This is a genomic window from Pseudomonadota bacterium, from assembly GCA_039714795.1.
Taxonomy (GTDB): Bacteria; Pseudomonadota; Alphaproteobacteria; order JAGOMX01; family JAGOMX01; genus JBDLIP01.
Genome location: JBDLIP010000010.1, coordinates 1 through 20762 on the forward strand (window position 1 = coordinate 1; position 20762 = coordinate 20762).

The window sequence follows — 20762 nt, forward strand, 5'->3', positions numbered from 1 at the left end:
ACTTGCAAGCATAATCGCAGATAAGCCTCGGATACCCAATTGTCATTCAACACGGATCTGAATGGACGATCTACCCTGACATTTGGAGAAGATACTGATTTTTGCTATGTGCGATCATATCCATAAGCCATTGACTTTTGACAAAGCCAACACTACGTAATCCACATAACAAAATACTTTGGCATTGGTAAATAGGAGTTTTCTTATGAAATTAAAATTTTTAACGAACAGTCTAATCATCGGTTTAATCGCTTGTAATCTTGCGCACGCAAGTATCACAAATGAAAATGTACCGGATGAGCCTAACATTCTCAGCTTTAATAGCCTTAATAGCGTTAATCCAACACTATTTAAAATTGGCACAAAATTACGAAAGTTGGTCAAACAGTCAATAAAGGGAGAAGAAATTACAAATTGGGACCGTTTTAAAGCTTTATCCCCTGACGAGGCAGCAGCTACCTTTAAGCCCCTTGTAACTTCTATATATCATTTCGAATCTCTCCCTGCGGAAGAAAGAAAAAAATATGGAAACCTGTTCGACAAACTCGCGAGTAATGAGAAAATCCTAGAATGCGATCGCATTAACCTGAGTGTACAAAGCGCACAGAGTACATTTGGACTATTCTTTACTATCCCTTTTGAGAATGAAGATTATTTTCTTCCCCGGAAAGAAGAAATCTTGAACTTATTTTTCAGTGACCAAGTTTTTTCTGGAACAGAACAACTAAAACTGACCTCACAAGAAGGATTGGACCAATTCTTTAAAACATTTTTCAGTGGTCAATTTTTTGGCGATTCTGAAAAGGGCGCAATCAAGATTATTGATAGTCAAGGTTGGCGTTGGCTGCGTGAAAAGTGTGGATACACTGATGGGCACTTAATTAGTATGATTATGCACAATTCACCAGGAAGAGAAGGAACATTGGAAAAAGCAAAAATTCGTTGGAACCCCATTGTGCAATTGCAACAACCTGACTTCGTTCGTAAAGCATTTATGGCTACCAAGAATGCTATTCTACAGAATATAGAGGCAGAGGAGGTAGCCTATGATTTTTATCTGCGATGTTTTGCTGAAGGAAGAAACTTAAAAATAAATCACCCTAATACTAAAAAATCTTTTGATGAATTTATGGATGATCTGTTTAGCTATAAAAATTTTGGTATTCCAGAGAATCCAGAAGATAAAAGAGAGCATTTTCAGACACTCAGCAACATCAGTTTTTTATCTCCAAAGTTGATTCGAGCTATTTTTGATGCCTCGCAAAAAATTATGCAGCTTTCTCAACCCGGAGACATGTTGGTTTGTTTTGGAAACTCACCTTATTACGTAGGTCGTGCACTACACCATCTTGTCTCTGATAATTCACACGATCCAAACTATCGAAACATTGTGATTTTTCCATTTTCAGGAACGCCAAACAAAATGCGCGCAGGTAGCCTACCAACCATGAAAAATATCGTTACTCTAGAGCGTTTAGAGCACCTAAGAAATCGAATGCAAGCAACTGGATTGAGCTCTGACAACTCCGATTTACTGAATCATAATACTTTTTTCATTGATGTTGTTGGCTCAGGAGGAGGACCCGCTTATGTCATCGAAGAGATAGTTCGTGATTGTAAGGCAAATAAGAGATCACTTCCCAACATCAGCCTTGTCACAATGAATCAAATTGACATTAGTGATGAAGACGATACCCGCAATGCAATGATTGCAAAGCATCAATCTGATGAGCAGGGACATAATACCTTGTATTTTCCAAGTGTCCAAAATCCTCATTTTGCTATTGACGCCTACGAAGCTTATATTGAAGGGCATAGCCTTCTCGATAACTTAACCTACAATGAGATGAGAGTTTTACCAGAATATAATGCATGCTACTGGCATCCAAATTATGATGGTTTACTGAAAGATGATTATTTCGATAGAGAAAATTTTCCTTATCATATTCAAATGATGTTCGACTATTTTGATTTTCATGTTGCAAATTTGATAGAGCAATAAAATTTAACGTAAGATAAGGAATCTTATGTCCTGATAACTTATAACTCCAAGCCCTTACAAGGGGCTTGGGGGATCGGCAACCCTTGTTTATCAGTGCCTCATTTTTTTGTTACTCAACCCGACACGCATTTCGAGCATACACCCCTGCTAAGTTCTTGTGACTCACCCATTTGACAATCTGCCGGAAAGGGTGATCAGTCACAATTGAATACGGCCGATCGACAAAAGTGAGAGTTGAATTGGTATTCAATTGCTCATCCAAACTCAGTTTATCTCCCTTGATCCGAGACCCACCTTTGAGAAAAGCACCATTGCCAGTTGGACCGTAACTAACAAGAACCGCCACCACAAAGTCGTCCTCTCGCTCTTTGTTGTCCCCAGTGCCTTGAGAAAATATAGATTCACCCAACTCATTTTTTACAAGCAAACGGTTGCTACCGACTCCACCTTTACGGGAACAATAATAGTCCTCCTGATCATCAAATCCAAAATCTTCATTACGAACTTCTTTATCAATTGCGTAGGTAAAATAGCGTCCAAAACCATCTTTAACAATCGATTCGGGAAGACCCAGCGTTCGAAAAGGCACAATCCCTATCAATTTATTTGCAGGCACTGTGCACATTAAACGCGCACTTCCAAATGTCTTAGCCGGCGCAGCGGGATCTGCTGGACAGGGAATTTGTTTTGCAGAGAGTAGATAAGAAGCCAAGCTATATAAAATCACCTCTTGATGATTTCGGGTGACTTGAAATTGCTTATGCTGACGATATTTCATAAAAGTTGGCACCGCATAACCAACCATAATACCAATGATAGTAAGCGCAATGGCTACTTCGATTAAAGAAAAGCCAGACCTATTGTTTTCTTGAATCATGACTTAAAACTCAAAATACATGATACATGCCCTGCCGGTATACTGTAGGTTGTAGAACCCTTTGACGATACATTCTGATTTAGCACCTTTGCCGGTAAAACTACGCACTCGGCCACTTGTTGGCATTCCCGTATCCACCTGCTGATCAAGGCTCAATGCTTGGGCGGGTGTTAACAATGCACCATCGCCATGACCATTTAACGCTTCTCCCAACAAATACCAATGCCCAGGCATATCACTTTCTGGATGGTAGACCACTGTGTAACCACCTCCCAAGCGAGAAGCCGGTGCGGTGATTCCAAACCCAATGCTATCGCTATTTTCGCTACCTGAAAAACTAATGAGCTGGGCTTTGGAAAGGTGCATCCAGTACTGTTGCGCTTCGGTTCCAGCTTGCAAACCCGCTCCCTCAATGATTCCGTTACCGCTTCCATTTCTTAAGGATGAATGAATATACTCTTTGGCATGTTGAAAATCACCCGGTAGACCCCCAAAACGATCGATAAAAATCCCAGTCGCTAGGCGAAATTCATTGAGTTGTGAAAGAACTGATTTTAACCGAGCACTCTCAATCAGCTGTTGCCCTTTTAAAACACCTCCTATAATGAGGCCAATCACCACAAGCACGATGGCTAGTTCAACTAAACTAAAGCCAGCATTTAGCTGGGTCGCAAGACAACGCGCTTTTTTTGGCATCCCAATTTATTCCTAAAATTAACATTTCAGGAATAACCCTAACCCACATTTTGCAAAATAGGTGATGAATATTCAGGCACCATAGCCTGCAGCAAATGCATGGTTTGGCGTTTTTGGTGTTTGCGGGCGTATTTTTCTAACTCGTCAAGGGCATGACTTATATCCTGCCGCTGGATCGTGGAATGTGCAACGTGAATCAACGAACAAAAGGTTTCTTGCTTTTGCTCCGTTGGATAAAACAGTTCTTCAAAAAGCTTTTCACCAGCACGACTGCCAACATACTTCAATTCAATATCCTGATCTGGCCGCAACCCAGCTAACCGAATAAGATGCCGGGCGACGTCTTCAACATACAAAGGTGCTCCCATATCCAAAACATAAATCTCTCCCTTTTGCTGTTGCGGATTCATCCCCAAAGTCGCTGCTTGTAGGACTAACTCCACTGCTTCTGCAATGGTCATAAAATAACGCTGCATCTTTGGATCAGTAATGGTAATGGGGCCGCCTTTTTCAATCTGACTTTGAAATAGGGGAACAACAGAACCAGTGGATCCCAAAACATTACCAAACCGTACCGTCACGAAGCGTGTTGCCTGAGTGGCTACATCCAGACTCTGACAATAACGTTCTGCCAGACGCTTGGTTGCCCCCATGATACTAGAAGGGTTAATGGCTTTATCCGTTGAAATCATCACCATAGCTTTGACCTGATTCTCTCGGCACGCCTCAGCCACACATTTTGTGCCAACGACATTGGTAATTACTGCTTCAACGGGGTTCTCTTCAACAATGGGCACATGTTTAAGAGCGGCGGCATGAAACACGAGGTCCGGTTTAAGATTGGAAAAGAGCTCTTGAATACGCGCGCGATCAGAAACATCGGCTAAAATCATATTATTAGAGATTTTTGCAAATTCTTGGCTCACTTCCTGATGAATACGATAAAGTGCGTATTCTGAATTATCTAGCAGCAAAATCTGGCTTGGATTAAAACTGCATATTTGCCGCACCAGTTCTGATCCTATGGATCCACCTGCACCGGTTACCAAAATTTTGCTCCCCTGAATCAACTCTTGCACCCCTTGTTGCTCAAGAGAAATTTGTGGGCGCCTTAACAGATCTTCAAGAGCAACAGGATTCAAAGACGCTGGACTCATCTGCTCAACAGCCCATTCAACAAGCTTTGGCAAACGTTTAACTGGCAGCTGATATGGCTGGCAATATTCAAAGATCTGCCTTAAAGTAGCACCGCCCCCTTGAAGATCACCCACCACGACAATATCCGGCGAGAGATTGCTCTCCTGCAAGTACTCAAGCACTTTTTCCAGGTTGGTTACAGTACCTCGAATATCAACCCCATGAATCTGACGTCCAATACGCGAGGTTCCTTCCTCAACAATACCTACAATATCAAATGGATTGGCAGGATTGTTAAGGGTTGCCCGGATAAATTTTTCCGTGTGATCACTAATCCCAATAAGGAGGATTCTTTTTGAATCCACGGATTCTTTTGGATACGAATGTGCTTCTTGAAAATCACAAATCATCCGATAGGCAAAACGCGCACCACCTAAAAAACCAATTGTGAGAAACCATGCAATCACTGCTATTGAGCGAGGCAACGCTTGGTGAGCAGACAGCAGAAACCACAAAAATCCGTAGCAAATCACCGCAATACTAACTGCACGTACAATAACCCAAAGTTCGCGCGTGGAGACATAACGCCAAACCACTCGATCTAAACGCACCCACCAATAAGTTCCCGCACAAATAACGCCAAAAACAACCATGTGTTTGGCAATATAGTAAGGAGCATACTTATTGATATCTAAACCCACTCGCAACAGCAGCGCCAACGGGACAGACAGACTTGAGACAGTCACATCATAAATCAAGGCAAATGTAGATCGGTTGACATAATCTACCTTACTTTGCAAGACTGCAATCATTTTTTGCATAAAGGGAATTACTGAAAATCTCATCATTTCTCCTGAGCGTTTTGATACCAACGCACTGTATTTTGTAACCCTTGCGTAAGAGAAAATGGGGGAGTCCACCCAAGTAAACCTCGAATTTGGTCGTCATTCACTTGCAATGATCCGGAAAATTTCTCCCAGACAATTGAGCGACCCATTAATCGAAACACTGTTTTTAATACAGTAGCAGGAAGAGGAAACAGGCCAGTAAAGCGCCCTAAACACTGACGCATGCCTTTCACCAAATCTACTGTCATCGTATCCATGCCATCTTTCACTAAAAATACTTTGTTTGCTGCATTGGGATGGTGTGCACATAGACAGAGTGCATCAACCAAATTCTGTAAATAAATTAGACTACGTTGATTCCGAATACAAGAAAAAGGCAACGGAACGAAAGTATCACACAGCTTAAGCAATGACAAAAAATTTCCCTTTACCCCTTCGCCATAGACCAAAGGTGGTCGTATAATCACTGTTTCAACATCTACGCTCTCAAGCGCTTGCTCAGCCATCCATTTAGACTGACCATAGGCATCTTCTGGACAAGGTGTATCTTGCTCACAAAAAGCCTGATTTTGGGTTTGTTCTCCATTGACCTTAATCGAACTAACATACACAAAACGCTTGACCCCAGCTTTTTCAGCTGCTTGCGCGAGTCGTCTTGTAGGTACAACATTAAAAGCACACATGATATCAAGCTGCTGAGAATGCTGATCCAGCTTTCCCAATCGCACTTGATGCGCCAAGCCTGCTAAATGAAACACAACTTCAACATCTGCGAGCCGATCTTCCCATTCAACGAACTCTCTAATATCATTAATACAAAACGGTTGGGTCTGATCAGGTGCCCTGCGGGCATCGCGCACCACAGCATGCACTTGAACACCTTGCTTAACCAGAGACTCACACAAAGCACGGCCCACAAATCCTGAAGCTCCCGTCACCAAAGCGGTTTTCATGTTTGCCCCATTGCAAGCAAAATCTCCCAAGATTCTGGATCAATCGGCATCACAGACAAGCGTGACTGACGTACCAACGCCAATTGTTGCATCCTTGGGTCTTGCTTAATTGCTGCCAAGGACACAGGGTGGGGCAATGTTTGCTTGGCCTTAACATCAACCATTACAAATCGACCACTGGGATCAGATGGATCTGGGTAAGCTGTACGCACAATTTCAACCAAACCCACAATCTGCCTTTCCTTGCCAGAGTGATAGAAAAAAGCCTGATCTCCAACCACCATTGCCTTGAGATTCTTAGCAGCTTGAAAACTGCGTACCCCATCCCACTCAGCAACACCGTCTCGCACTTGATCATTCCATGACCAGGTTTCCGGTTCTGATTTTAATAACCAGTAGCTCATCCTATTTCTCCCCCTAAACTGCTGATTGCAAATGCAACTCTTCAAGAACAAATGCCACGTCACTTCCCTTGCGGACAATTTTGTCCACGGCTTCCATAACGGGCAATTGCACCCCTAATTTTTTGGCCAACTTGGCAACAGCTATAGCCGTGGGAGCTCCTTCGACCACTGTGTCAAGTTCTGCCATCAACTTGGATGCGGGTACTCCTTGCCCGATTTTTACACCAAATGCTCGATTTCGCGACGTCTCACTGGTACAAGTCAGACAAATATCACCAATACCAGAAAATCCCATCAGTGTTTCTGGTCTACCCCCTTTGGCTACAGCCACCTGCACCATTTCAGCCAAACCTTTGGTAAGCACAACCATCGGTGTATTAAAGCCCATATTGCGCCCATAGATAATTCCAACAGCAATGGCCAGAACATTTTTGAGAGCCCCGCCAATTTGCGTACCAATGACATCATCACTGGTTTCAATCTGAAACGAATCACTTTGAAAAGAACGCGCCAGCCAGGCGCTTGTTGTTAGAGATTCACTTGCCAGAGTTGCAGCAGCAGGCAACCCTCGGGCTACTTCATCAGCAAAACTTGGACCTGACAAAATAGCAACCGGCCGCCCCGGTAAAATTTCATCCAAAATTTCACTCATGAACAGACCCGTGTCCACTTCAATGCCTTTAGAAGCAACCATAAGATAAGCATCCCGTGACGCATGTTTGGCCATTTCTGTAGCGACAGAACGAATAAATTGCGCCGGTACTGCCAACACAATAATGTCAGCCTTACAAGCTTCAGACAAATCAGTCGTGGCAGTAATCATCGAATCCAGCTTGATTCCTGGAAGGAAGTTCTGGTTTTCGCCATGTTCGGCAATTTGCTGGACAACATCTTGTTCTCGGGCCCATAATGTCGGTTGTGCCCCTGCGCGTGCCACTATGGTTGCAACTGCGGTTCCCCAAGAACCAGCACCAATAATACTGACTGTCGACATTTGAGTTAATCTCCTTCACAATTCTTCTAATGGCCAACGGGGCCTTGGAGCAAAATCAAGCGAATCCACCTGAGATTTTTGCAACTTTTCAATCCCAGCCCAGGCAATCATGGCCCCATTGTCGGTACATAATGCAACAGGCGGAGCATAAAAGGCAACCTGATGCTGCCTCACCACTGCTTGCAAGCGTCCGCGCAGATATTGATTGGCTGCCACACCACCTGCTACAACTAGCTTATCCACTTGTGGGGCATTGTCACGACACCATTGCAGCGCATTCTCCGTACGGTTCAATAAGATATCTCCTACAGCCGCTTGAAAAGAGGCACAAACATCGGCAATTTTTTGCTCTGAAAGAGGTTTGATTGCCTCAATCGTTTGCCGAACAGCCGTTTTAAGTCCTGAAAAAGAAAAGGCAAAAGGAGACGCCTGGCGCCCTGCCTTTCTGACAACTAACGGGCGCGGAAAAGCAAAGGCATCTGGATTACCTTTTGTTGCATATTTCTCGATTGCTGGTCCGCCAGGATAAGGAAATCCCAGCAGACGTGCCGTTTTGTCAAATGCTTCCCCCACAGCATCATCCATGGTAGTACCCAATAAACGAAAACGATCTGATTCTTCTACCACCAACAATTGACAATGCCCACCAGAAACCAAAAGCAACAAATAAGGAAATGCCACATCATCGGTTAAACGCACGGTCAGCGCATGTCCCGCCAAGTGATTCACCACCAAAAAAGGCAGATCATGCACAACAGCAATGGACTTGGCCATCATTACACCAACCATAACCCCTCCAATCAACCCCGGACCGCCGGTGACAGCAATCCCATTGAGATCGGAAAAACCAACCCCTGCTTCATGCATGGCTTGTCGAATCAATCCGTCAAGGTAATCAAGGTGCGCGCGTGAGGCAACTTCCGGCACCACACCACCATAGCTTGCATGCTCTTTCAGTTGGGAATGCATAAGATTGGCTTTGATCTCACGTTGATCCGTTACAATCGCAACAGCTGTTTCATCACAACTGGTTTCAATTCCAAGTATTTGCATGATAATTATCAAACATGGTTACACGTAAAAGTGCAAGGAAAATCGGGTCGTTTAATGGTTTTGTTCGGCAGGGCAAGCAAATTATGGTTCTGTTGCATCTGTTGAGGGTACTCGTGAGATTTCTAAAAACGAGATTCTCCCAGACACACTACGCCATCAAAGCCATGAAATTGTGAAATTTAGCTTATCCACACGTTTTTCAAAAGAGCCAAAACAAAATTAAAGGTGTGCCCCTTGTTGCAAGCCTGCTCTCCCCATTCTACTCTTCTACCCCCACCCTTGCCCTCACCCGCTTACCGGAAACAATTTTAGCAATCACCATGGCAAAGCCACCATTACCCATCACGTTTGAACTCGTTAACACTGGGTCAAACATCATATACAACATGGTGATGAGAGACAGCATTTCCCCTGAAAAACCCAAGTGTTGCTCTAGAATGGGCAGCATTACCAAGATTCCACCACCGGGAACGGCAGCGACTGCAAATTTGGCTAGCACAAAAAAGCCCGCAAAAACAATGTACTCGGAGGCACTTGGCAGAGTGCCGCCAAACGATAACAAAATAGCCAATGCCATGATTGGAATGCCAATACAATCACCCACCAGGTGGATATTAGTGGTAATGGGCACCACACCACGAGCCAGGCTTTTGTTATCGCAATTTTGTTCACTTCCCAAAATTGTTAGCGGCATGGCTGCCGCACTAGACATCGAACTAAAGCCGGCCAAAGCTGCCGGCAGCATATTGCGAAGGCTTGCCCCCCATTTTTTTAGATGAAAATTACTAGCAAATCCATACGTCAAAACAAGGTAGACAACCAAAAACACCGAAATCATCAAAAAAATTGAGAGATAATTTTTGCAGATCAGCGCCAGCAATTGGTCATGTTGTAATTTCAACAAGAAGCCGACCAGAAAAATGGGAATAACAGGAATAAATACCTTGTTCAGTACGGCAATAGAGAATCGCTGTGACGCCTGCGCCAAATTTCTGCCCGGTTTCCAAGCAACAAATGAGAAAGCCAACCCAAGCACAAGTCCTGCTCCAAGAGCGGCCTCATTGGGGATCAATTTTGGCAATGCCAGCTGCCACAAAGGCTGCAACTCCACAGCAGATGTTTGCACATTAGGAATGATGGCAAGATTGTTAAATACCAAGGACCCTAAAAAGCCAGAAAGACAAGTCGAGGTAAAATTGGAAAGACAGATCATCGAAAACAGCAAAATAACAAACGACAGAGCACCTTGTTTTAGATCTGACAAGCTACTGACCACAAATGAAAAGATAATCGCTGGCAGCACGAATAATAAAATATCTTTCATGGCTAGGCTCAGGGAATATAGAAAAGCCTTGATGTTTTCAGGAACCAGGTCCCCGAGGGTAAGGCAGAATATCACTTCAGCAAGTAAAATCAGGGGTAGTTTTACTTTGGCAATTTGAGACCACATCGAGTTTAAAACCTTTTGTTTTCGAACACCTCTTGATCTGAGGTTGTTCTATCTGTTCATAAATAAGGATACGAGTGGAGAAATGCAAACACAAGAGAAACTGCCTTAAGCGCTGATGAAACAACGATGTAGATCTGGAGTGGTACGCAAAGAAATGTTACCGCTATAGAGTTTATCGGGTTCACAACCTGTTTCTCGACAATGTTCTAAATAAGTCTCTACTGAAAGTTTGAGACTTTCCTCAAGTTCCGTAACAGATGCCCCCTCAAACGTAATTAGATCTCTCATATTCACAACATGACCACTTCAGAAAAGAATCTCCCAAAAAGCGCATATGCACTCGTTGCAAGATGCATAGACAACCGCTCTGCATGCGTTCATAATTAATCAAACGTAAATATAAACTCTATCAAAAACCATGCTTGATGCTAAACTACGCCCCTGGGTTGATCCGCCACTTAATGTTGGCGCTCGGCTTTTATCCAAAACAAACATCACTCCCAATGCCTTGACCCTGATGGGATTTTTCTTTGGCATGCTCGGGATCCTCTGCATTGCGCTTGAAAACTATCTTGCAGGCCTCAGCTTTATCCTCCTCAATCGGCTCTTCGATGGGCTCGATGGCAGCCTGGCGCGCCTTAAAACTATGAGTGATTTTGGCGGTTACCTGGACATCGTGTGCGATTTTTTAATCTACGCAGGGGTGGCTTGTGCCTTTGCCATTGTAAACCCTAAAAATGCCCCCTGGATTGCTTTTTTAATTTTCAGCTATACAGGGGCGATGACATCTTTCTTGGCTTATGCCATTATGGCAGCTAAACAAGGTAAACAGAGCGAAGAACGCGGCAAAAAATCGCTTTACTATTTGGGAGGGCTTTGTGAGGGAACTGAGACTATTCTTGTAATGATATTGATGTGCTTGTTACCAAATTATATCCCAGTAATTGCTTTTATTTATGGAATTATGTGTTTGATCACTTGTTTGGGACGCAGCTATGAGGCGTGGAAAGATTTTAACTAACACAAATATTATAAATTAACAAAATATTAATAATTTAAATATAGAATAATAGTGTAGAGATATATTCTATTGACACAAAATATTTAAATTAAAGGAGAAGCATTATGAAAAAAGAATTTATTACATATATGGTTTTATTTGTTGGCCTTGTGTTTTTGACGTCAGAAGTTCAAGCGGTAAGCCAGGTTATTTCTGGAAGCAAACGCGAGATTGCAGTGATGGTCTTCAACGGAACCTGTGATGAAAAAGCAAAAGGGGCTGATAAATTTAAAGGTGGTTTAAGCGGCATCACAGCTAAGAGCTCAGTTTTCGATATAATGGCTCAATTTAAAGAAGCTGTTGTTGAAGGTTTTCAAGAAGAAGATTGCCCAGAACCTACAGACTATAAATTGCCTCCTGGCAAGAGTATAAGGGTTACGCCGGGACAATGGATTATTGCCTTTAAAACCGGTGGTAACCCAACACCTGCTAAATGCACTATGGAGGGGGGAAAGGATATTAAATTAGTTACAAGAAAGAAACTAGGTATTGACTTAGGTTTGAAATGTGTAAAACAATAGACTTAATTAGTCTAGGGGGGCTACTTGCCCCCCTTTTTCTTGCGCTTAAACCTCCTATACACCACAGGCAAAATTGCCAGCACAGCCAACCCAATCAATGCCAACCACACTTGAGTGGTGAAAATATTGGCAACCTCAAACGTTTCTCCGGCGTCAAACACGCTGCCAATTCCTGCGCCAACAGTTGCGTAGACAAAACTACCTGGGATAATGCCAATCAGCGTTGCGCCCACATAAGTGCGCGTTGTAACGCCTAAAAATGCTGGCACCAGGTTGACCACGAAAAAAGGAAACAAAGGAATCAAACGCAGTACCAGCAAATAATGAAAGCCATCCTCTTGGAATCCTTTGCGCATCTTGTTTATCCAAGGTCCAGCGTAGGTGCGCAGTGATTCTCCCAGTGCGGTTTTGGCAATCAAAAATAGGATGGTTGCTCCAATGGTGGCAGCGATGACGACATAGATGGTGCCAAATAGGCTGCCAAACAGAAAACCACCGGTAATGGTCATCACGGCGCCTCCGGGAACCGAAAAGGCAACCACAAGGATATACAACAACATATAGATCAAAGGAGCCAAAATAACATACCGGCCAACAAAACCTAGCAAGGCTTGACGATGGTGTTTCAACATTTCAAAAGTCAAATACTGCTCAAGTTCGAACAAAAAAAACATCCCCAAACCCACCAGCAATACCAACAGCGGACCAAACCGGTGCAAGAATTTCTTAATTGACTTTTCTGGCATTTAATTTCCTATTTCGTCGTAGTTAAAATACTTGATCCGGGATAGGGTCCAATTATTTTTTTTAATTTTAATAAAAAATTGGATCCCGGATCGTAAATCTTTGCCCCTCAAATCTTTCAGACTTAAGTTGCAAAGCCAACGTCCGGGATGACGGGCGTTGTTTATCTGACATCTGACCTCTGACCTCTGACCTCTGATTTCTGATTTCTGTCATCTGAAATGCATCAAAAAACGCACAACCCTTCGCATCTTCTCCCCAAACAACACAGGCGTGTAGAAACTCCCTGCCACTCGTTTGCTGATTTCTGACACCGTCGGATAGGCCACAATGCTCTTGGCAATCGCCTTGATATTCAACTTTTCAGTGATTGCCAAACTCCAGGGAAGTAAAAGCTCTCCAGCATGCGGGCTTACAATAGTTGCCCCTAAAACTTTTCCTCTTCGGGTGCAAATCACTTTGATCAATCCTGCATCGGCCGCGCGTTCCGCCTGGACCCTATCATTTTCCATTATATTCCACCGCAAGATACGCAAATGACTGTTACGGAGCCTCGCACGGGCCTGGCTTTCCGTTAATCCAACTTGGGCGATTTCAGGATCTGTATAGGTCACCCAAGGGACCGCAGAGCTTTTTGCCTTTGCCCGCGGGAATCCAAAAATCATATTACGCACCACAACGCTGGCATGAAAGCTGGCCATATGCGTGAACAAGTGTTGACCGATTACATCACCCACGGCATAAATTTTTCGGTTGCTGGTGCGCAAATTCTCATTCACTTGAATTCCTTTTTCACTATAGACCACCCCCGCGACTTCCAGACGCAAACTGTCGACGTTTGACTGTCTTCCTGTTGCAACCAATAGATGCGAGCCTTGAATATTAATGGACTCGGCTCCCTTACGGATTGCCACAATGATGTTTCCTTGTTCATCTTTGCGCACATTTAGAGTTTCAGAGTGCTCGTATACTTTGACTCCTTCGGAAACAAGCTTATGCCGGATAACATCGACAGCCTCCCCATCGTCCCGGGGCATAAGCCGTGAGCGCTGAATAACAGTTACTTTTGAACCAAGCCGACAATGCGCCTGAGCCATTTCAACACCAATTGGTCCTCCACCAATAATAATCAGGTGTTTTAGGTGCGCTTGGACATCAAATATTGTTTCATTGGTGAAGAAATGCACCGCATCATCGCCGTGCAATCCGGGAATCGGCGGTATCGCTGGCGAAGATCCGGTAGCAATGACAAAGCGCCGCGCCTGGATTATCTGATTGCCTACCTTAATTAATTTGCGTGTAATAAAGTAAGCTTGCCCCTTAAAAACTCGAATACCCAGACTTTCCATCCGCTCAACCGAATCATGCGGAGCAATGGTTTTGATCACATCAAACACGTGGTCGTGCACCAAGCCATGGTCAACCTGAGCAGATTGACCCTTTAGTCCATACAGGCGCTGGCGTTCAATCATATGCACCGCTTTGGCAGAAGCTAATAAGGATTTTGAAGGCACACAGCCATAGTTCAAGCAATCGCCGCCCATCTTACCACTCTCGATCAAAACGGTAGAAGCACCCATTTGCGTAGCTGCAACAGCAACGGATAGGCCGCCAGAACCGGCTCCAATAACACAAATGTCAGTTTTAATGGTCATGAATTTCTCTACACTCCTTGCATCCTGCCATGGTACCAAGCAATGGTTGATTTTCAGTTATCAAATCGACTCCAGAGCCGCCTGCCCACTTCCTCTTGTGCGGTTACAATTACGGGCTGCCTTCCTTTCAGCAGCCAAATGGCGTGCGCGCCCCTGGCATGCAATGCCGATACATCAATTCCCAAACAAGATTCAGAGCAATCAAGCTGAAAAACTTTTGGAGAGCGGGTAAATCGCACATCGTGCCCGTTGTGTAAGTAGTGACAAACCGAGTGACTGCAACTTAAAGACTTACCTAAAACCGCTTTATCTCTTGGTATTCTTTTCACTGTCTTGAAACCCCCGTTACGCTGCCAAGAATCTTTTAAAAACGAGCTGGCTTGGCGCGTCGTCAACCACAAGCGACCATCACGTCCTCGAATACCAATCACCTTACCAGTACCTGCGATGTAGATATCTGGGGGAGGCATCATCAAAAACAAAAGAGCTGCCAGAGCAAAACCCCACGCTCCCCACCTTCGCCACGGCTGGTTCCACAAGCACAGCCACAACCCACCAAGAGAAAAAATCACTAACACCAGAACTGGCGCTGATGGCAGTAACACCACAGCATTCGGCCACTTAGCAACCCTTGTTGCAATTGTTATCAGCACGGAAATTCCTGCACCCAAACCTTTTAAGGGCAACGTAGCGCTACCAACAGCAAATCCTATTACGCTCAAAACCGCCATGGGCATGACCCAAAGCGTTGTTAGTGGAACAGCCACCAAATTGGCTAAAATCCCATACAACGGAAAACGCCCAAAGTGATAAACGCCAAACGGCGCTGTGGCCAGACTGGCAATCAGGCTGGTACCCAAAACACCGCTTACGTATAACCACATCCGCTTCAACCAGTGACTGCGGACATAAATTTGCATCCACGCCAATTGTTTTGATTCATAAACAGCAATCAGAGCAATGACTGCTGCAAAGGAAAGTTGAAAGCTGGCTCCAATTAAGACTTCGGGAAAAACCAGCAACAATATCATAGCTGCAACGGCCACGTTGTGCATCGACAGCGCGGCTCGATCTAAGATAATGGCCAGCATAATCAAACTTGTCATCAAGAATGCCCGGGTGGCTGGCACCGACTGCCCACATAGAATAAGATATCCCAGTGTTATCAAGATTGTTATCGCTGCGGCCCACTTCTTGATTGGATAATCTAAAGCAATTCTTGGAACCAAACACAATCCTCGACGAATACAGAAAAACACCAGACCAGCTAAAATGCTAAGATGCAAACCAGAAATTGCGAGAATATGCGCCAGGCCAGCGTCAGCAAAAGATTGGCGCAATTCATTTGAAATACCACTACGATCTCCAGTAATAAGCGCAGCTGCAATAACGCCCGCTTCCCCTGGTACAGATTTTCGGATTTTGAGCGTCAGTTTCTGGCGCCAACGTGCCATTGTGATCACCCAACCGGACCGTTCCCATTTGACTTTTGGAGTCGTCAAGGCAAATCCAACCGCACCCAATCCTTGAAAGTAAGCTTGCCTGCGAAAATCAAATCCTCCGGGGACTACCGGTTCTCCAGGCGGATTCAATCCAACTTTGACGGAAATGCGTTGTCCAGGCAGCAGAGGAGTTTCAGGTTGCAACTTACCCCGCAACACGAAGCGAATTTTTTCTGGCAACAACTCCTGGCTTGGCCAATAATTCCCTGGAATCCATAAATTTTTTATGGTAATGCGCTGTCCATCAGGGCGTACCTCAACTTGGCTAATATCTCCCAGTATATAACGGGAAGAAACAGGATTAGATAACATTGGTGTTTTGAGAAAATGTGCCTTTACTTGCGCAACCATAAAGCCAAGGCTGAGCAACAGCAATGCTTGAAAGAGAATACGCAACGCGTATGTCCAATGCAACGCCATACGCAGCAAGAAACTAACACCAAACATCAAAGGCCCTACCCAAATATCTGGTTCATTCTGCAAGGAAAAATAACTGGCAATCCCACACCCAACCAGTACGGGCGCCCAAAGAAACCAACGATCCCTTTCAGCAGCAAAAGTTTCGGTTAAAAAATTTAAGGTAGCGTGAAATGTCTTAATTTCCATGGTAAGATGACTCCAAGTTTTTTTACAGAAGGATAACTTCATGGGAATTGTCACACGGTTTGCTCCCTCACCAACAGGTTTCTTACACATCGGCTCTGCACGTACTGCACTCTTCAATTGGCTGTATGCACAACACCACAATGGGATATTCCTAGTACGCATAGAAGACACAGATAGGGTCCGATCCACCCAGGAAGCCATTGATGCCATTGACGTCAGCCTATCTTGGCTGGGAATAAAAAGTGATCAACCCACTTATTTCCAATCACAACACGCAGAGCGCCATCAACAGGTTGCTCTTGACCTGTTAGAGAAGGGCAAGGCTTACAAGTGCTATTGCACCGCAGAAGAGCTACAAGCAAGGCGCGCAGAAGCCAAAGCACAAAAACGCCCCCCTGGTTATGATGGTCGTTGCCGTGATGCAGGCGATCAGGATCGCCCATTTGTTGTCCGATTCAAGTCACCCCGTGAAGGAGAAACCGTGGTCAAGGATCTGGTCCAGGGTGAAGTCAAAGTGGGCAATAAACAACTTGATGACATGATACTACTGCGTTCAGATAACAGCCCAACCTACATGCTTTCTGTGGTGGTGGATGACCATGATATGGGAGTTACCCACGTCCTGCGCGGGGATGATCATTTGACCAATACATTCAGGCAGTTTCAGCTTTATCAAGCCGTGGGCTGGACTGCACCAGAATTTGGACACATCCCCTTGATTCATGGCAGCGATGGCGCCAAGCTTTCCAAACGACACGGAGCGTTAGGCGTTGAAGCTTACCGAGATATGGGATTATTACCTGAAGCGCTGTGCAATTATCTGTTGCGCTTGGGCTGGGCCCATGGTGATGATGAGATAATTACGCGCACACAAGCCATTGAATGGTTTGATTTAAGCGGAATTGGTAAATCAGCGGCACGATTTGACATGGATAAACTTTTATACCTCAATGGTTTGTATTTGCGTGAGTGTAAGGAAGAAAAATTACTTGAGTGTGTAAAGTCCTTCATCACCCAGGACATTGACGCTCAAGGCCTACAACGTTTAACCAAAGGCATGCCAGGATTAAAGGTACGCGCCAAAACCCTTAAAGAATTGGCGGAAAGTTCTGCTATTTATCTAGAAACAGGCCCTGTACCTATTAATGAAAAAGCGCAAAAATTACTAACGGATGAAGCAAGATCTCATATCAAGAGCTTTGTCAAAAAACTAAACGATCTAGAGCCTTGGACCGAAGAGGCACTGGATGCAGCGGCCCGGGAATATGCAGAATCCATTGATTTAAAGCTAGGTAAATTGGCCCAGCCGTTGCGCGCAGCATTAACTGGCAGTAATGTATCTCCTAGTATTTTTGAGGTGATGCAAGTTTTAGGGCGCGAAGAATCGGTTGCTAGAATAGAAGCTGCATCTCAAGCCTAAAAAATAGGTGCCCTACCTGAAAATAGGCAGGACACCAAAAGAGAAAGTGATGACTACAAAGACTTTCTCCTAGACCTTGATAAAAATCAAGCTACTGGAACATCTACCGGTACATCATCGGGGATGTGATCCATTGCTGTGCCTATATGTTCTCCAGCCTGATCCGGCATAGGATCTGGCGGCCCCTGTGGCACGTCATCTGGCATCCCCGAACCATCTCCACGGTTTTCTAGAGCATCCTCGGCCGTATCACTAGCTTGTTCAGGCAACCCGTCAAAGAGGACAAGTTCTGAAAATTCAATTGAACCCATATCTGGAGGACCCATTGGGAATCCTTCGGGCGGCCCAAAGGGAGGATCACCTTCCGGCGGCCCCTGTGGCACATCATCTGGCATCCCCGAACCATCTCCAAGGTTTTCCAGAGCTTCCCTGGCTGTATCACTAGCTTGTTCAGGCAATTCTTCAGGGCCGAGTTCTCCATCACCACCTTCGCCTTCACCTTCGCCTTCACTTTCGTCCTCTTCCTCCTCTTCTTCTTCCTCTTCTTCTTCCTCTTCATTCTCTTTCTCTTCGTCCTCATTTACTTCCTCAAATTCCTCTTCATTCTCCTCCTCAGGATCTTCTTCCTCCATCTCTATATCTGGCATATCAGGATGTTCTGGCATATGGCTTAAACCCCAATCAGGATGATCTTCCGCTGCTTCAGGAATAATTGGTGGAATATTTTCGTCAAATATATCTTTCATAATAACCTCCATTTATTTACACTGTTAAATTATAGATATATAAAAAACACACCTACATTTCTTATTAAATAATATATTAGTTTTATTTTGGTTAATTTTAAAAAAGATATTTTTTTGACAGTATAGATGTGATTTGAAACCGGAGATCAGCTTCGAAGTTTTTTCATATTCTCAGCATAATATTTTTCTCCACCTGTGAAAACAGCAGTCCCTGCAATCAAAACATTTGCTCCTGCATCAATAACCAACTTAGCTGTTTGAAAGGTAATCCCCCCATCAACAGCAAGATCAATCGAATGGGATTGTTTGTCTGCAAGAACTCGAAGCGCATGAATCTTTGACAGTTGCTCTTTGATAAAACTCTGTCCTCCAAAACCTGGGTTGACTGTCATCACCAAAATTTGATCAACCAACTCCATGACATATTGGATATCGGCAATGGACGAGGATGGGTTCAAAGCAACCCCTGCCCTTTTGCCCAAAGCTTTGATTTTTTGCAAAGATCGGTGCAGATGTGGACTTGAATCGGTGTGAATTGTAATTAGATCAGCGCCAGCTGCCGCATAATCCTCGAGATATGGATCCACTGGAGCAATCATCAAGTGGGTATCAAACGGCAATTTTGTATGTGGACGCAATGCCTTGATCACTGCTGGACCGAAGGTCAAATTAGGCACATAATGGCCATCCATAACATCTAGGTGAATAAAATCAGCACCTGCTTGCTCAATGGCTTTTATTTCACGGGCCAAATTAGCAAAATCAGCTGCTAAAATAGATGGCGCAATGCGGATCGATTGTGGCATAGTCAAACAAAACTCCCTAAGTGATCAAGTAGTGTAACAAAATTAGACACAAGATGGCACATTTTGAAAATAACCCCAAACCCAAACAGAGACTTCTCTATCTAGTAAGCGAAGACTGGTATTTTTGCTCCCATCGCCTGAAACTGGCCGCAACTGCGAAAGAAAAAGGTTATGAGGTGGCTGTTGCGACTCGAGTCAATGCGCATAGCAAGGTCATCCAACAACACGGACTCACGCTATTTCCGCTAAAACATTTCAGGCGTGCTGGCCTCAACCCTTGGCGAGAGATTTTAACCTTGATTGAAATCTGGCGCCTTTACCGTCAATTCAAACCAGATATAGTACACCACGTAGCAATAAAACCTGTTTTATATGGGTCACTTGTTGCAAGACTGTACAAAATTCCTCAAGTGGTCAATGCGCTTGCTGGTATGGGCTACCTATTTACCTCCAAGAAAACAATCCCGCGCCTTGCAAGCACGCTTTTACTGAAAGTCTTTAGGAAAATTTTCAACCAAAAGCATCACACACTTATTGTGCAAAACCAGGACGATGAAAGACTTTGGCGTGATTATGCCAAGGTCAAACCCACACGAATTGCTCTGATTCGTGGCAGTGGCGTTGATATCAAACAATTTTCTCCCTCACCTGAACCAGAAGGAATTCCCATTGTTGTCTGCGCTTCACGCATGCTAAAAGACAAAGGCATAGAGGATTTGGCACAAGCCGCTCTAATCTTAGCCCGCAAACGAATTCGCGCACGGATTCTCCTCTGTGGTCCTGCCGATGATGATAATCCTGGGTCTCTTTCCGCAACCCAGTTACGTCAATGGGAACAAAACGTTTCCCTTGAGTGGCTGGGGCCTGTTGCAGATATGAGCAAGCGATATGCTGAGTGCCATATCGCTGTGCTACCCTCATACCGGGAAGGCATGCCCAAAAGTCTTTTAGAAGCAGCAGCAGCAGGTTTGCCTATCATTACCACCAACGTACCAGGTTGTCGTGAGGTTGTTGAAAATGGCCGTAACGGGCTATTGGTTCCGGCACAACAGCCTATTGCTTTGGCCGAAGCATTGGGCATTCTCATCAATCACTCCAAACTGCGCCAAAAATTTGGACGTGCCAGCCGGAAAAAAGCGGTGAACGAATTTGCCGATTCTTTGATCATTGAGCAAACCCTTAATTTGTATGCTGAAAAACATATTGCTACTACCCAAGAAGCGATTGTTGACGCAGCCTAGCGAAAAGGCTATCTAGGAATTAAAGCTATCATTTTAAGAGGAACACA

At 44.4% G+C, this 20762-nt stretch carries 18 protein-coding genes; 5 read left to right on the forward strand and 13 right to left on the reverse strand.

Translation table 11 applies throughout. The annotated features are described in order from the left end of the window. Window positions 1-205 precede the first annotated feature (205 nt). Complete coding sequence (locus ABFQ95_01655; protein ID MEN8236245.1) at window positions 206-2002, forward strand: hypothetical protein; 1797 nt, start codon at window positions 206-208, stop codon at window positions 2000-2002. Between the two features lie 109 nt (window positions 2003-2111). Here ABFQ95_01655 and ABFQ95_01660 read toward each other — a convergent pair whose 3' ends face one another. From ABFQ95_01660 to ABFQ95_01695, 8 genes are all read right to left on the reverse strand, one after another. Continuing rightward, a complete protein-coding gene (locus ABFQ95_01660) occupies window positions 2112-2879 on the reverse strand; it encodes a type II secretion system protein (protein ID MEN8236246.1) in 768 nt (255 codons plus the stop codon). 3 nt (window positions 2880-2882) lie between these two features. After that, window positions 2883-3575 (reverse strand): prepilin-type N-terminal cleavage/methylation domain-containing protein, encoded by a 693-nt coding sequence (locus ABFQ95_01665; GenBank protein MEN8236247.1) that lies wholly within the window; start codon window positions 3573-3575, stop codon window positions 2883-2885. A 38-nt stretch (window positions 3576-3613) separates the two neighbouring features. Further along, entirely contained in the window at window positions 3614-5560 is a 1947-nt protein-coding gene (locus tag ABFQ95_01670) for a nucleoside-diphosphate sugar epimerase/dehydratase (protein ID MEN8236248.1), read from the reverse strand. Next, a complete protein-coding gene (locus tag ABFQ95_01675) occupies window positions 5557-6513 on the reverse strand; it encodes an NAD-dependent epimerase/dehydratase family protein (GenBank protein ID MEN8236249.1) in 957 nt (318 codons plus the stop codon). The genes ABFQ95_01670 and ABFQ95_01675 overlap by 4 nt, the downstream gene beginning before the upstream one ends. Next, a complete protein-coding gene (locus ABFQ95_01680; GenBank protein ID MEN8236250.1) occupies window positions 6510-6917 on the reverse strand; it encodes an EVE domain-containing protein in 408 nt (135 codons plus the stop codon). The genes ABFQ95_01675 and ABFQ95_01680 overlap by 4 nt, the downstream gene beginning before the upstream one ends. A 13-nt stretch (window positions 6918-6930) precedes the next feature. Further along, window positions 6931-7911, reverse strand: a complete 981-nt coding sequence (locus ABFQ95_01685; GenBank protein ID MEN8236251.1) for an NAD(P)H-dependent glycerol-3-phosphate dehydrogenase — start codon at window positions 7909-7911, stop codon at window positions 6931-6933. A gap of 15 nt (window positions 7912-7926) precedes the next feature. Then, complete coding sequence (tsaD, locus tag ABFQ95_01690) at window positions 7927-8964, reverse strand: tRNA (adenosine(37)-N6)-threonylcarbamoyltransferase complex transferase subunit TsaD (GenBank protein MEN8236252.1); 1038 nt, start codon at window positions 8962-8964, stop codon at window positions 7927-7929. 259 nt (window positions 8965-9223) lie between these two features. Then, complete coding sequence (locus tag ABFQ95_01695; protein MEN8236253.1) at window positions 9224-10414, reverse strand: cation:dicarboxylase symporter family transporter; 1191 nt, start codon at window positions 10412-10414, stop codon at window positions 9224-9226. Between the two features lie 418 nt (window positions 10415-10832). Here ABFQ95_01695 and ABFQ95_01700 point away from each other — a divergent pair, with 418 nt between their 5' ends. Together ABFQ95_01700 and ABFQ95_01705 are read left to right on the forward strand one after the other, a co-directional pair. Further along, a complete protein-coding gene (locus tag ABFQ95_01700; GenBank protein ID MEN8236254.1) occupies window positions 10833-11435 on the forward strand; it encodes a CDP-alcohol phosphatidyltransferase family protein in 603 nt (200 codons plus the stop codon). Window positions 11436-11539: 104 nt separating this feature from the next. Continuing rightward, window positions 11540-11995: a hypothetical protein gene (locus ABFQ95_01705; GenBank protein ID MEN8236255.1), complete on the forward strand. Its 456-nt coding sequence runs from the start codon at window positions 11540-11542 to the stop codon at window positions 11993-11995. Between the two features lie 20 nt (window positions 11996-12015). Here the strand turns inward: ABFQ95_01705 and ABFQ95_01710 are convergent, their stop codons facing one another. The 3 genes from ABFQ95_01710 to ABFQ95_01720 form a co-directional block, all read right to left on the reverse strand. After that, complete coding sequence (locus tag ABFQ95_01710) at window positions 12016-12741, reverse strand: TVP38/TMEM64 family protein (protein MEN8236256.1); 726 nt, start codon at window positions 12739-12741, stop codon at window positions 12016-12018. A 210-nt stretch (window positions 12742-12951) separates the two neighbouring features. Beyond that, on the reverse strand, window positions 12952-14394 hold the full coding sequence (locus ABFQ95_01715; GenBank protein MEN8236257.1) for an FAD-dependent oxidoreductase: 1443 nt from the start codon (window positions 14392-14394) through the stop codon (window positions 12952-12954). 53 nt (window positions 14395-14447) lie between these two features. Then, complete coding sequence (locus tag ABFQ95_01720) at window positions 14448-16502, reverse strand: ComEC/Rec2 family competence protein (GenBank protein ID MEN8236258.1); 2055 nt, start codon at window positions 16500-16502, stop codon at window positions 14448-14450. A gap of 40 nt (window positions 16503-16542) precedes the next feature. Between ABFQ95_01720 and gltX the strand changes: the two genes are divergently transcribed. After that, a complete protein-coding gene (gltX, locus tag ABFQ95_01725) occupies window positions 16543-17922 on the forward strand; it encodes a glutamate--tRNA ligase (protein ID MEN8236259.1) in 1380 nt (459 codons plus the stop codon). An 86-nt stretch (window positions 17923-18008) separates the two neighbouring features. Here the strand turns inward: gltX and ABFQ95_01730 are convergent, their stop codons facing one another. Then, window positions 18009-18668 carry a hypothetical protein gene (locus ABFQ95_01730; GenBank protein MEN8236260.1) on the reverse strand — a complete coding sequence of 220 codons (660 nt, stop codon included), beginning with the start codon at window positions 18666-18668 and terminating at the stop codon, window positions 18009-18011. Window positions 18669-18814: 146 nt separating this feature from the next. Continuing rightward, window positions 18815-19474, reverse strand: coding sequence for a ribulose-phosphate 3-epimerase (rpe, locus tag ABFQ95_01735; GenBank protein ID MEN8236261.1), 660 nt, complete (start codon window positions 19472-19474; stop codon window positions 18815-18817). A 53-nt stretch (window positions 19475-19527) separates the two neighbouring features. On the opposite strand from rpe, the gene ABFQ95_01740 reads away from it, so the two are divergent. After that, window positions 19528-20715 carry a glycosyltransferase family 4 protein gene (locus tag ABFQ95_01740; protein MEN8236262.1) on the forward strand — a complete coding sequence of 396 codons (1188 nt, stop codon included), beginning with the start codon at window positions 19528-19530 and terminating at the stop codon, window positions 20713-20715. The last annotated feature ends 47 nt before the right edge of the window (window positions 20716-20762 follow it).